This is a genomic window from Rhodoferax sp., assembly GCF_023701345.1.
In the GTDB taxonomy this organism is placed as follows: domain Bacteria; phylum Pseudomonadota; class Gammaproteobacteria; order Burkholderiales; family Burkholderiaceae_C; genus Rhodoferax.
The window spans coordinates 1-12486 of the sequence record NZ_JAMPXE010000099.1 but is presented as its reverse complement, the minus strand read 5'-3'; the positions used below and the strand labels follow the sequence as shown (position 1 = coordinate 12486).

The following is a 12486-nucleotide window of genomic DNA, read 5'->3' as shown; positions in this document are numbered from 1 at the left end:
AAATCGTCTGCCCGTGTGCGCAAGTCGTCCAGGTGCAGGCTGCCACCCTCGGCTGCCGAGATGATGAACGCAGCGGCACGGCCCAGTTCGGCGTCGGGCCAGGTCACCATATCAGTGGCACCCAAAGCCTTGGCCGCGGTCATAAGGGAAGCACGCGCGGGTGCGCTGGCATGTTCATGAAAATAGTCACCCAATACGCCGATGCGCAAGCCAGCAACACCTTGCGAAAGATCACCGACCGGCTGCACACTCAAGGCGTGGCAGCCGGGGTCGAGCGGGTCCGGGCCTTGCAGGGCGTCATAGACCAGCGCCAGGCTGTCCACCGAATCCGCCAGCGGCCCGAGGTGGTCGATGCTGTGCACAAACGGGTAACTGCCGCGGCGCGACAGGCGGCCAAAAGTGGGTTTCAGGCCCCACACACCGCACAGTGACGCGGGCACACGAATCGAGCCATTGGTGTCCGAACCCAGCGTGATGCCGACCTGCCCCGCCGCCACGGCCGCGCCCGAGCCGCCCGAGGAGCCCCCCGCCACGCGGGTCAAATCATGCGGGTTGTGGCTGGGGCCGTAGTGCGTGTTTTCGGTGGTGAAACCATAGGCGTATTCGTCCATGTTGAGCGCGCCCAGCAGCACTGCGCCCGCGGCCTGCATGCGGCCCACCAGAAAGGCATCCTCGGTGGCAGGCGCGTGGCTGCGGTTGATCTTCGAGCCCGCCAACGTGACTTCGCCCGCCATGTCGAACAGGTTTTTCACCGCATAAGGCACACCGGCCAGCGGCGGCAGGGCATCACCACGGGCGCGCATGGCATCCACCGCAATCGCTTCCCGGCGTGCGCGCGGATAGCTCTTGCCGGTGAAGGCGTTGACGGCTCCATCGGTCGCCTCGATGCGCGCCATGCTGGCCTCCAGCACCTCGCACGCGCTGATGTCACCGGCGCGGATGGCTTGAGCCAGCGCAAAGCTGCCAAGCCCCCCGATCTCCCGGGCGGTATTGTTCATGGCACACCGACCTTGCTGAGCGTGTCGGCAAAGGCGAGCGGCTGATAGAGCTCGGCCGGCTCGGCCTCAACGCTCAAAGAGAAACCTTCGAGCAATTGCGCCAGATGGGCAGTGCGCGCCAGGTGGCTGGCGACGCGCTGCGCCCGCGCATCATCCAGCACCAGCCCTTGCACCACGGCACTGGCCTTGACGTAGGCCAATAGGTGTGTCTCGTTCATCGCCGAACCTCCCGTTGGAAAATCTCCAGGCTGCGCTTTTTCATCTGGATGAAGCTGGCCTCGCTCAGGGTCTCCAGCGTGCGCGGCCTCGCATCACCGTAATGCAAAACTTCGGCCACTTTGGTCGGGCGCTTGGTGAGCAGCAGCACCTCGTCAGCCAGGTACACCGCTTCTTCGAGGTCGTGCGACACCAGCAGCATGGTGGTGCCGGTCTGCATGAACACCTCTTGCAGTTTTTCCCGGATGAACAACGTCATCTCGAAGTCCAGTGCCGAAAACGGCTCGTCCAGAAACAGCACCTCGGGCTTGGGCGCCAGCGCCCGCATGATCGACGCGGTTTGTTGCTGGCCACCCGAGAGCTCGTAGGGGTAGCGGTTCAGGTCGAACTTGACATCGAACGAAGCCACCAGCTCGGCCATGCGGCGGTCCACCTCGGCCTTGGACTGGCCCTCCAGCTTGAGCGGGTAGGCAATGTTGTCAATGGTGCGCATCCACGGGAACAGGGCCTCGCGGTAGTTCTGGAACACGTAGCCAATTTTGGTGTCCTGCAGCGACTTGCCGTCGAACAAAATTTCACCGGCGTCAATCGGCACCAGACCGGCAATCATGTTGATCAGCGTGGACTTGCCACAGCCGTTGGGCCCGAACACCGAGACGATCTTGTGCTTGGGAATGTCCAGGTCAAAATTTTCATACAGCGGCCAGCCGGCAAAGTATTTGGTCAGGCCGCGAATCGTGATGTGGGTGCCCTTGGGTCCCAGCTTGAACACGGGGGCCGGCACCTCGGCATAGACCGGGCCATTAAGAACTTCAGTCATCTGCCACTCCAGTGAACAATGCGGCGTTCAGCCATCAAAAAAAGCACATTGAGCGAGTAGCCCATGGCGCCGGCGGCCAGAATCGAGGCGTACATGTCGCGCACATTCATGACCTGCTGCGAGTTGATGATGCGGTTGCCCAGGCCACTGTCCGAGCCAATGAACATCTCGGCCACGATCACAATCACCAGCGCCATCGACACCGCCGAGCGCAGGCCGACAAAGCTGGGTTGCAGGCTTTCCCAGATCAGCACGTCCTTGAAAATCTGCCAGCGTGAGGCGCCCATGACCTTGGCCGCCATCACGCGCTGTTTGCGCGCGTTAATGACGCCGTAAGCGCTGTTGAACACCACGATCAGCAAGGCACCAAAGGTCGCGATCGCCACCTTGTTGATGTCCGACACGCCAAAGATCATGAGGAACAAGGGGATCAGCGCCGACGAAGGTGTCGAGCGGAAAAAGTCCACCAGGAACTCGACCGAGCGATAGGCCTTTTCATTGCTGCCCAACACCACGCCCAGCGGCACACCAATGACCGCTGCCATCATGAAGGCCTGGCAGGTGCGCCACAGCGTGACCGCAAAGTCTTTCAGCAGCGGCCCGCCGGCAAGCCCGTTGATCAGGGCCGTGACCGTGTCCGCCGGGGGTGGCAGCAGGATCGGCTTGATGAAGCCCAGGCGCACCACCAGGTCCCAGACAATGAACAGCAGCACCGGGCCAATAAAGGGAACGGCCCGGTCCCACGCCGGCTTGCGCGGCACGGCAAGCGTTGGCGCGGCTTGCCCGGGCGTCCAGGGCGCGCGCGCCTCGGGGGTGATGGAATCCGCCATGCTGCTCAGCCCTTGTACAGCATGGAATCCACCAGCAGGCGCTTTGGAAACACGCCCTTTTCTGTGAACAGGTCAAAGAACTTCTGGAAATGGGCAATGTCCGCCGGGGTGAACTCGTTGTACATGGTGTACGCCGCCAGCGGCACCTCGCTGGTCAAGGCGCCTTCGATGGCGGTGTAGCCCTTGAGAAACTGGCGCGCTTCGGCCGGCTTGCTGCGCACATAGGCGACACCCTTGCCGTAGGCGGCGATGTACTTTTTGGCCGCGTCCGGATTTGCTTTGATGAAGCTCGAGGTCAGCGAAGCCGAGCCGCCAAACCATGGCGCCATCGGATCACCCAGCACGTATTTGGCGATGACACCAGCTTCCAGCACCCGGGTGGTGCCGTTCAGGCGGCCAATGGTGCCGGTGGGCTCCAGCGTGTAGGCACCATCCAGCTGGCCCGCAGCCAGCGCCGCCACATGCTGGCCGATGGGCAGTTCCACAACGGTGGCGCCGGTGGCACCGCCGCGCTCCAGCACCGTTTTTGCCAGCGTCACGTTCTGGATACCGGGGCCGGAGCCAATGCGTTTGCCTTTGAGGTCGGCCATGGTTTTGGCGCTGCTGCCGATCGGCACAATGACCTCGTCGAGCACATTTTTCAGGTTGCTCGGGTTGGAGCAAAAAATCTTGAACGAACCCGGGGCGGCCATCTCGCCCACGGCAATGTTGGCCGAGCCGGTGCCGTTGGCGCTGCCGTCCACGCGGTCGGCCAGCATGCCCTCCATGATCTGCTGCGCGCCGGCAAAACGCACCACCTCGACATTCAGGCCGGCCTCCTTGAAGTAACCCAGCTCGACGGCGGCGTAAAAAGGCAGGCCGGCGGCAATGGGCCAGTAACCCACGCGGATTTTTGGGCCGCTCTGCGCCCGCGCGAGGGCGGGCATGGCGAGCGCACCCAGCGCCACGCCAGCGCGTTGCAGCACCTGGCGGCGCGAGCTACCTTCATCCGCCTGGGGCAAGGTGGCGCGTGCGGTGGTTTTATGAGAGTCAGACATGGGTGTTCCTTTCAAGGGGGTTAATGAGATTTCCGGGAGATCAGGGTTCACTTTTCGCAGTCAGGCCATGGCCGCAGGCGTGAGAGAAGCCATATATGCGCGCCAGCCACCATGACCAGTGACGTCCAGCGCCGCATCCAGGGCAACGCCCTCGCAGATGAAGCCGATGACCCAACTGCCGTCGGCCAACTCCAGCTTGCCCAGGCCCAGCGGCGACGGGATAAGCGCCAAAAAGCTGCCCAGTTGCTGCAGCGGCATGTTCCACACCTCCACGGCGATGGCAGCGCCCTGCCCTGCCACCCGTTTCAATCCCGGCTTGGGCGGTGTGGTGCCCGGCAAGGCATACAAACGGTAATGCGCAGCGGTGTGTGTGCTCTGAATCAGGCGGGCGCCGCGCTCGGTCAATTGGCTGTTGAGCGGCATGCCCGACAAATGCGCACCGACCACCGCCAGCGGCAGAGTCAGCGGCTCGGCCAGGCCCAACGGCTGCATGTCGGGCAAGGCCAGTCCCAAGGCGCCCTGAGTGAGTCCGGTCGCGTGGTGGTAACGCTGGCCGAGTTCAGCCAGTGGCCAGTCGCTGCCGCAGGGGCCGACCAGGGTGATGCCAAAAGGCAGGCCGTCAGGACGGATGCTGCTGGGCACCGAGATGGCGGCGTAGTCCAGCAAATTGACAAAATTGGTGTAGGCGCCCAGGTTGCGATTCAGCGTCACCGGGTCGGCCTGCATGGCGGCGATGGTGTAGTGGGTGGGGGCTGTCGGCACCAGCAGCACATCAATGTCGCGCCACATTTTGGCGGCCTGCTGGCTGTGGGCACGCAGTTGGGTTTGCGCCTGGAACAGGTCGGCAGCGCTGTACTCGCGCCCCTTGGCGATGATGCTGCGCACCGGCTCGATCACCTGGTCCTCATGGGCATCAAAAAACGTCCGGATGGCCGCATAACGCTCGGCGACCAGCGCGCTTTCATACAGCAGCGCGGCACTTTGGGCCAAAGGGGTGTAGTCAATGGTCACCGGGACACCGCCCAGGGCGCGCAGCCGCTCAACCGCCTCGGCAAACGCCGCCTGCGCCTGGGCATCGCCAAAAAATTCCAGCACATCCGGCACGCCAAACCTGAACGATGCGCCCCAACTTTGCCGGCTTAAATCCAGTTGGCGGGAATACGGGTCCAGCGGGTCATAACCCAGGCTCGCCTGCAGCACCCTGGCGGCCACCGCCACGGTGCGGGCGAAGATCGAAACACAGTCGACACTTTGCGCCGCTGGCAAGACACCGCGCGTGCTGAGCAGACCCTTGCTGGGCTTGAAGCCCACAATATTGTTGAGCCCGGCCGGCACCCTGCCCGACCCGGCCGTGTCCGTGCCCAGCGAAAAGTCCACCTGGCCGGTGGCCACCACATAGGCCGAGCCGGCGCTGGACCCCCCCGACACATAGGCGCCGTCAAAGGCATTGGGTACCGCACCGTAAGGGGAACGGGTGCCGTTGAGGCCGCAGGCAAATTGATCCAGATTGGTTTTGCCCACAAAGGCCGCACCAGCATCGAGCAGTTTTTGCACCACATCGGCATGCGCGACCGCAGTGAAAGCAAAGGCGGGGCAGGCTGCCGTGGTTGCCAGCCCGGCCACATCGATGTTGTCCTTGACCGCAAAACACAAGCCGGCCAGCGCCCCATCCTTGTTGCTGACCACCGGATCCTCGAGACGCAGGATCCAGGCTTGCGCAGACAACTTGTGGTCATTGTCTTTAACGCCTTGCGCGCCGGCATCAGAAATAACTTGTTGCACCATTTTGAAATCCAATCTTGTATCCAAGATCAAAAGCAAAACGTGTGCCAAAAAAAAGAAGCATGGCCGCATGGCCTACCGCAAGAACATGCGCAATGCCAGTGAGACAGCTGCTGTTCTGGGCGTCAGCCCCTGGATGACACCGTACCAGCTTTGGCTACACAAGACCGGACGGACTGAGTCCAAGGCTACCGCTGCGATGCAGCACGGCACGGACATGGAGCCGGCGGCGCGTGCGGCCTATGAGGCTGAAACCGGCAGCATCATGCAACCCCTGGTGCTGCAGGACGGTGACTACTCTGCCAGCCTGGACGGCATGGACCTTGACGGTCAACTGATCGTCGAAATCAAATGCCCGTTCCGTACCCAGGACTCCGAGCTCTGGCGCCAAGTCAAGGCGGGCCAAGTGCCAGACCACTACGCCGCACAAATTCAACATCAGTTGATGGTGTCTGGCGCCAAGCTGGCGCACTTGTACGTGTTCGATGGCACCCAAGGGCTGCCGCGGGTCATAAAGGTGCAACACTTCATTCCCTGAAACCACCAATTGGAATTGCCTTGCCTTCGCAGTTTCGTGTTCCCGTAACCATGGATTTGAGCATCGTCCTGACTTGAGTGACATCCTACAAGGAGTCCTCCGCGCCAAAAGGCTTCTTTGTCAGATTTACAAAAAGTGGCTTGTTGCTGGGAGCCTAGGGGATCAACACATTTTTGACGTTTACCCCTTGGTTTACCCCTTGACGCCAGAAAAGAAAAAGGACTTAGCCCATTTCTAAGCTAAGTCCTTGATTTTATTGGTCGGTGTGAAAGGATTCGAACCTTCGACCCCTTGCACCCCATGCAAGTGCGCTACCAGGCTGCGCCACACACCGAAGCTATTAATTATAACCACAGAGCGCCTCTATTTCAGAGGGCGGGCGACAGCAAAGCGCGTATTTCGTGAAGCTCATGACGCACCTGGAGCCACGGGTCGTCAGACAAGCCAAAGGGCAGCAAGGCACCGTGTCCGGAAAAAACCGCTGGCAGGCTGTCATGCACGTCCATGAGCTCAACACTTTCAGGCAAATGGCGTTTATCGCGCTCGGACTGCATCAGTTCGTGCATCTTGTTGCGTGCACCACTGATGGTAAAACCCTGGTCGTAGAGCAACTCGCGTATACGCCGGATCATCAGCACTTCGTGGTGCTGGTAGTAGCGCCGGTTGCCGCGGCGCTTCATTGGCCGCAGTTGCGTAAATTCCTGCTCCCAGTAACGCAGCACATGAGGTTTGACACCACACAACTCACCTACCTCACCAATGGTGAAATATCGTTTGGCTGGAATTTGGGGAAGAGAATTCTCCATGCGAATCAACAATCTTAGCTGCAAATGTGCAAGCGTACTCTAACTGAGCCCACACTGTAAAGACAGCTTACCCGCATAGGACTGACTGATGTTCAAACTTCATCGGAAGTTGCCACGGTGCCAGCCTGAATCTGCTCCTTGAGCTTCTGGCTGGCGTGAAACGTGACCACCCGACGCGCGGCAATCGGAATGGCCTCGCCGGTGCGTGGATTGCGCCCGGGACGCGGTGATTTGGTGCGAATCTGGAAGTTGCCAAAGCCGGTGATCTTGACATCGTCGCCATCGACCAGGCTGTTGGAAATCAGGTCAAAAAAGGCATCGACCATGTCCTTGGACTCGCGCTTGTTCAGGCCGATCTGTTCAAACAGCAGCTCTGCGAGTTGTGCCTTGGTCAAGGCCGGGGTTTCCAATGATTCAACCGTAATGTCCATCGATGACTCGCTCTGTAGCTAGGGGGGTGATAACCGGCTTAAACACGCTGACGTGCAGCAACTTTTTCGCTCAAGGTGGCAACCACGGCGGCCACAGCATCTTCGATTTGCTGTTCGGACAGCGTAGCATCTTGCCCGTTCAGCGTCAAACGAACCGCCATGCTTTTCTCAGGCGGCACACTTGACCCATCAACCGCCAGCGGCTTAGGGCGGTAAATGTCGAACAGCACCGCATCACGCAAAATGCCGCTGCAGGGTGCGGCCCAGATGGCCTGCATCAGGGCGTCATGCGTGACCGACTCGGCGACCAGCACCGCAATGTCACGCTCGACGGCCTGAAAGCGCGGCACCGCCTCGAAGCGCGGCACTTGGCGACCCAGCGCGGCGTCGAGGTCGACTTCGAACATGACGGGCGCCTGCACCAAGTCATGGGACTGGCGCCATTTGGGGTGTAATTCACCGACAAAGCCGACTGCCGCACCCGCACACAGCACGCGCGCGCAGCGCCCGGGGTGCATGGCCGGGTGCTGGGCGGGCTCAAAGCTCAGGCGGATGGGCGCGAACAGGGCTTCAAGGTCGCCCTTGACGTCAAAGAAATCAACCGGGCGTTCTTTGCAGCCCCACTCGGGCGCATCGACCGGGCCCATGGCCACGCCGGCGACACGCATGGGCTGGTCAAAGCCCTGCACCGTGGTGTCGGAGCCCGGCACCGAGGCGTCACGCAGGAATACACGGCCCAACTCGAAGACGCGCACGCGTTGCGCCTTGCGGTCCTGGTTGAACTTGAGCACCTGCAGCAGCGAGCCGAGCAGGCTGGAGCGCATCACGCTCATCTGACTGGCAATGGGGTTGAGCAGTTTGATGGGATTGGCATTGCCGGCGAGCTCATGTTCCCATCGTTCGTCGACAAAACTGAAGTTGATGGTTTCCTGGTAACCCAGGGCGGCGAGCGTGCGGCGCACCGCAAACGGGCTGCGCTGGTTCTCAGAACGAAGCTTGGCCGTGATCGGTGCTTGCGGCGGCGTTTGCGGCAGGTTGTGGAAGCCGATCATGCGGGCCACTTCCTCGATCAGGTCTTCTTCGATTTGCAGGTCAAAGCGGTAGGAGGGCGCGGTAACTTCGATGACACCGTCACCTTCGGTCACGGGCAGGCCCAGACCGGTGAGCGCCTTGACGCATTGCGCCTGGGTGAGCGGCATGCCCAGCACCCTGACAGCACGCGCCACGCGCAGGGTCACTTTGGCGGGCTGGGGCATGGCGACCTGCTGGTCGTCCACGGGGCCGCACACGGTGGCTGGCGTGCCGCAGATTTCCAGCACCAACTGGGTGACGCGCTCGATGTGCTCGACAGTGAGTTCGGGGTCGACGCCGCGCTCGAAGCGGTGGCCGGCATCGGTGGAGAAGTTGAAGCGGCGTGAACGCCCGGCAATCGCTTTGGGCCACCAGAAGGCCGCTTCGACATAGATGTTGCTGGTGTCGTCGGACACCGCGGTGGCATCGCCGCCCATGATGCCGGCCAGGGATTCGACCTGGGCCGCATCGGCGATCACACCCACCTGGGCGTCGACCGTGACGGTGTTGCCGTTGAGTAGCTTGAGCGACTCCCCCGCCCTGCCCCAGCGCACGTCAAGACCACCGTGGATTTTGTCGAGATCGAAAATGTGCGACGGCCGACCCAGTTCAAACATCACGTAGTTGGAGATGTCGACCAGCGCGGTCACGCTGCGCTGGCCGCAGCGGGCCAGACGGTCCACCATCCAGGCCGGGGTAGCGGCTTTGGGGTTGACGCCGCGAATGATTCGACCAGAAAAACGACCACACAAATCAGGCGCACTGACCTTGACCGGCAACACGCCGTCGATAGCACAGTGGGCCTTGGTAAAAGCCGGCGTTTTCAGGGGCGCACCCGTGAGCGCGGACACCTCGCGCGCGACACCATAAACGCTGAGGCAATGCGCCAGGTTGGGCGTGAGCTTGAGCGTGAACAGGGTGTCGTCGAGCAGCAAATGCTCGCGAATATTTTGTCCCACGGCTGCGTCGGCCGCCAGCTCCAGCAGGCCGCCGTGGTCTTCCGAGAGCTTGAGTTCGCGTGCCGAGCACAACATGCCAAAACTCTCGACGCCGCGCAGCTTGCCGACCTTGATCAGGAAAGGCTGGCCATCTTCACCGGGTGGCAACTCGGCCCCCACCATGGCGCAAGGCACCTTGATGCCAACCCGTGCGTTGGGCGCACCACAAACGATGGTGAGCAACTCGGCTTGGCCCACATCCACCTGGCAAACACGCAGGCGGTCGGCATTGGGGTGCTGCACCGCTTCCTTGATTTCACCCACCACGATGCGGCTGAACGGCGGCGCCACCGGCTTGAGCTCTTCGACCTCCAGGCCGGCCATGGTCAGGGTTTCAGCCAGTTCAGCCGTGCTTAAAGCGGGGTTGCAGAATTCACGCAACCAGGATTCAGGAAATTGCATAGTTTTTCAATCAATTAATCCGTAGGGGAAATGGATCGCCGCGCTTTGCTCACGATGACGATTCAATGTCACTTAACAAGTTTGTGAGTCCTTAGCGGAACTGCGACAGAAAACGGATGTCGCCATCGAAGAACAGGCGCAGGTCGTTGACGCCGTAGCGCAGCATGGTGAGGCGGTCCGGACCCATGCCAAAGGCAAAACCGATGTAGCGTTCGGGGTCGAGGCCCATGTTGCGGATCACATTGGGGTGAACCTGGCCAGAGCCTGCCACCTCGAGCCAGCGTCCGGCGAGCGGGCCGCTGGGGAACTGGATGTCGACCTCGGCGCTGGGCTCGGTAAACGGGAAAAAGCTGGGCCGAAAGCGCAGCACGAGGTCGGGGTTTTCAAAAAAGGTGCGACAGAAGTCGGTGAAGACGTACTTCAGGTCCTTGAAGCTGATGGCCTCGCCCACCCACAGGCCTTCGCACTGGTGGAACATGGGCGAATGGGTGGCATCGCTGTCGACCCGGTAGGTGCGCCCGGGTGCAATGACGCGGATCTCGGGCATGGCACCGCTGTAAAGCGTGCCGTCATTGAGGCTGCGATGGGCCAGGCGATGTTTCTTGACATGCTGCACCGCGTGCCGGATCTGCATCGGGCTGGTATGGGTGCGCAGTAAATTGGGGGCCGTGTCGCTGCCACCTTCAACGTAGAAGGTGTCGTGCATGGAGCGCGCGGGGTGGTCTTCGGGCGTGTTGAGCGCGGTGAAGTTGAACCAGTCGGACTCAATCTCGGGGCCTTGCGCCACTTCGAAGCCCATGGAGCCAAAAATGGCCTCGATGCGTTCCAGCGTGAGCGACACCGGGTGTAAACCACCGCTGCCCCGCTGGCGTCCGGGCAGGCTCACATCGAGCGCTTCGGCCTGCAGTTGCGCCTGCAGTTCGCGGTCGGCCAGTGCCTGGCGGCGGGCGTTGAGCGCGGCTTCGATGCCTTGCTTGGCCTGGTTAATTGCGGCGCCCTGCAATTTCTTTTCTTCGACCGGCAAGGCGGCCAGGCCCTTCATCAACTCGGTGATGCGGCCAGCTTTGCCAAGGTACAGGGCCTTGCTGTTTTCAAGTTCAGCAGGGGTATGGGCCAGCTCGAAGGCGGCTCGGGCTTGTTCAACAACAGCGGTCAAGTCGTTCATAAATACTCGGGAAAGCTCTTATCCAAGGAAAAAGGGCTAGCGCCTTTTCAAGCTCTAGCCCTTATCATATTATTGCGAGAAGCTATAAATTAAATAGCAATCAAAGCAACTTAAGCAGCCAGTTTGGCCTTGACTTGTTCCACGATACCAGCAAATGCGGCCATATCATGGATCGCAATATCAGACAAAACCTTGCGGTCGATCTCGATACTGGCTTTCTTCAGACCGTTGGCAAATTGGCTGTATGTCATGCCACACTGACGGGCAGCGGCATTAATACGGGCAATCCACAACTGACGGAAGACACGTTTTTTGGTACGACGGTCACGGTAGGCATATTGCCCAGCCTTCATCACCGCTTCTTTGGCGACTCGGAAGACATTACCACGACGACCGCGGAAACCTTTTGCAAGGGCTAGAACTTTTTTATGGCGGGCGCGAGCCGTTACACCACGTTTGACGCGAGGCATGTGAGTACTCCTTGTTCGTCGTTAATTAAAGGCCACGGCCTGGCAGCATCTGTGCCATGCGACCCATTTCGGTCTCACGAACAGTCAACGTACCACGGTGATGGCGCTTGAGCTTGGTGGACTTCTTGGTCAAGATGTGACGTTTGAAGGCTTGACCGCGTTTAACGGTACCACCTGGACGAACGCGGAAACGCTTTTTAGCGCCGCTCTTGGTCTTCATTTTGGGCATCTTCATGCTCCTTTTTCATTGTGCTCGTGAGGCGTCTGCAATCAATTTGCAGCCTTGATGGCCCCGAGCCACTTTTAAGTGGCGAGTTAAGAACCCACCACCCTTTGTGGCAAACACCTTGCGGGTGTCTGCCCCAATCTTTTACGCGCTGGCAGTGACCTCGGTTACGACCGGCTTGGCCGCAGCAACTTTCTTGCGGCCGGGCGCGATCATCATGATCATCTGGCGCCCTTCGAGCTTGGGAAACTGCTCGACCAAAATCAAATCGCCCAACTCATCGCGAATGCGGTTCAGCAAGGCCATACCGAGTTCCTGGTGAGTGATCTCGCGGCCGCGAAAACGCAAGGTGATCTTGCATTTGTCGCCTTCAGCAAGAAAACGCTTGATGTTGCGCATCTTGATGTTGTAGTCGCCGTCATCGGTACCGGGACGGAACTTGATCTCCTTGATTTCGATCACGGTCTGCTTGGCCTTGGCTTCAGCAGCTTTTTTCTGTTCCTGGTACTTGAACTTGCCGTAATCCATCAAACGACACACGGGCGGATTGGCAGTTGCAGCAATCTCTACCAGGTCCACGTCCAACTCACCCGCCATGCGCAGTGCGTCATTGATATTGACAACACCCAGGGGCTCGTTTTCAACACCAGAGAGGCGAACTTCTGGCACCATGATTTCCCGATTCAATCGGTGTTT

Annotated in this window: 14 protein-coding genes and 1 tRNA gene; 1 reads left to right on the top strand and 14 read right to left on the bottom strand. The window is 60.5% G+C overall.

Annotation, left to right across the window (positions count from 1 at the left end):
- The 6 genes from NDI87_RS12950 to atzF all read right to left on the bottom strand — a co-directional run.
- Positions 1 to 998, bottom strand: a 998-nt coding sequence (locus tag NDI87_RS12950; RefSeq protein ID WP_296275692.1) for an AtzE family amidohydrolase, incomplete at its 3' end; no start/stop codon positions are given.
- Positions 995 to 1216 carry a DUF4089 domain-containing protein gene (locus tag NDI87_RS12945; RefSeq protein WP_296275691.1) on the bottom strand — a complete coding sequence of 74 codons (222 nt, stop codon included), beginning with the start codon at positions 1214 to 1216 and terminating at the stop codon, positions 995 to 997. The genes NDI87_RS12950 and NDI87_RS12945, both read right to left, overlap by 4 nt.
- The gene (locus NDI87_RS12940; RefSeq protein WP_296275690.1) at positions 1213 to 2034 is read right to left on the bottom strand and encodes an ABC transporter ATP-binding protein; all 822 of its coding nucleotides are present in this window, start codon (positions 2032 to 2034) and stop codon (positions 1213 to 1215) included. The genes NDI87_RS12945 and NDI87_RS12940 overlap by 4 nt, the downstream gene beginning before the upstream one ends.
- Positions 2031 to 2864, bottom strand: a complete 834-nt coding sequence (locus tag NDI87_RS12935) for an ABC transporter permease (RefSeq protein ID WP_296275689.1) — start codon at positions 2862 to 2864, stop codon at positions 2031 to 2033. Before NDI87_RS12935 ends, NDI87_RS12940 begins: the two co-directional genes overlap by 4 nt.
- A gap of 5 nt (positions 2865 to 2869) precedes the next feature.
- Positions 2870 to 3901: an ABC transporter substrate-binding protein gene (locus NDI87_RS12930; protein WP_296275688.1), complete on the bottom strand. Its 1032-nt coding sequence runs from the start codon at positions 3899 to 3901 to the stop codon at positions 2870 to 2872.
- A gap of 60 nt (positions 3902 to 3961) precedes the next feature.
- The gene (atzF, locus tag NDI87_RS12925; RefSeq protein WP_296275687.1) at positions 3962 to 5686 is read right to left on the bottom strand and encodes an allophanate hydrolase; all 1725 of its coding nucleotides are present in this window, start codon (positions 5684 to 5686) and stop codon (positions 3962 to 3964) included.
- 67 nt (positions 5687 to 5753) lie between these two features.
- On the opposite strand from atzF, the gene NDI87_RS12920 reads away from it, so the two are divergent.
- Complete coding sequence (locus tag NDI87_RS12920; RefSeq protein WP_296275686.1) at positions 5754 to 6221, top strand: lambda-exonuclease family protein; 468 nt, start codon at positions 5754 to 5756, stop codon at positions 6219 to 6221.
- 257 nt (positions 6222 to 6478) lie between these two features.
- On the opposite strand, the gene NDI87_RS12915 is transcribed toward NDI87_RS12920, so the two are convergent.
- From NDI87_RS12915 to infC, 8 genes are all read right to left on the bottom strand, one after another.
- Positions 6479 to 6555, bottom strand: a tRNA-Pro gene (locus NDI87_RS12915).
- Positions 6556 to 6589: 34 nt separating this feature from the next.
- Positions 6590 to 7027 carry a MerR family transcriptional regulator gene (locus tag NDI87_RS12910; protein WP_296275685.1) on the bottom strand — a complete coding sequence of 146 codons (438 nt, stop codon included), beginning with the start codon at positions 7025 to 7027 and terminating at the stop codon, positions 6590 to 6592.
- Positions 7028 to 7119: 92 nt separating this feature from the next.
- Positions 7120 to 7458 (bottom strand): integration host factor subunit alpha, encoded by a 339-nt coding sequence (locus NDI87_RS12905; RefSeq protein WP_296275684.1) that lies wholly within the window; start codon positions 7456 to 7458, stop codon positions 7120 to 7122.
- 38 nt (positions 7459 to 7496) lie between these two features.
- Positions 7497 to 9929, bottom strand: coding sequence for a phenylalanine--tRNA ligase subunit beta (gene pheT / locus NDI87_RS12900; protein WP_296275683.1), 2433 nt, complete (start codon positions 9927 to 9929; stop codon positions 7497 to 7499).
- Between the two features lie 91 nt (positions 9930 to 10020).
- Positions 10021 to 11094 carry a phenylalanine--tRNA ligase subunit alpha gene (gene pheS, locus NDI87_RS12895; protein WP_296275682.1) on the bottom strand — a complete coding sequence of 358 codons (1074 nt, stop codon included), beginning with the start codon at positions 11092 to 11094 and terminating at the stop codon, positions 10021 to 10023.
- Positions 11095 to 11204: 110 nt separating this feature from the next.
- The gene (gene rplT, locus NDI87_RS12890; protein WP_296275681.1) at positions 11205 to 11564 is read right to left on the bottom strand and encodes a 50S ribosomal protein L20; all 360 of its coding nucleotides are present in this window, start codon (positions 11562 to 11564) and stop codon (positions 11205 to 11207) included.
- A 25-nt stretch (positions 11565 to 11589) separates the two neighbouring features.
- Complete coding sequence (rpmI, locus tag NDI87_RS12885; RefSeq protein ID WP_296275693.1) at positions 11590 to 11793, bottom strand: 50S ribosomal protein L35; 204 nt, start codon at positions 11791 to 11793, stop codon at positions 11590 to 11592.
- A 141-nt stretch (positions 11794 to 11934) separates the two neighbouring features.
- A partial coding sequence (infC, locus tag NDI87_RS12880; protein ID WP_296275679.1) for a translation initiation factor IF-3 occupies positions 11935 to 12486 on the bottom strand: 552 nt, incomplete at its 5' end.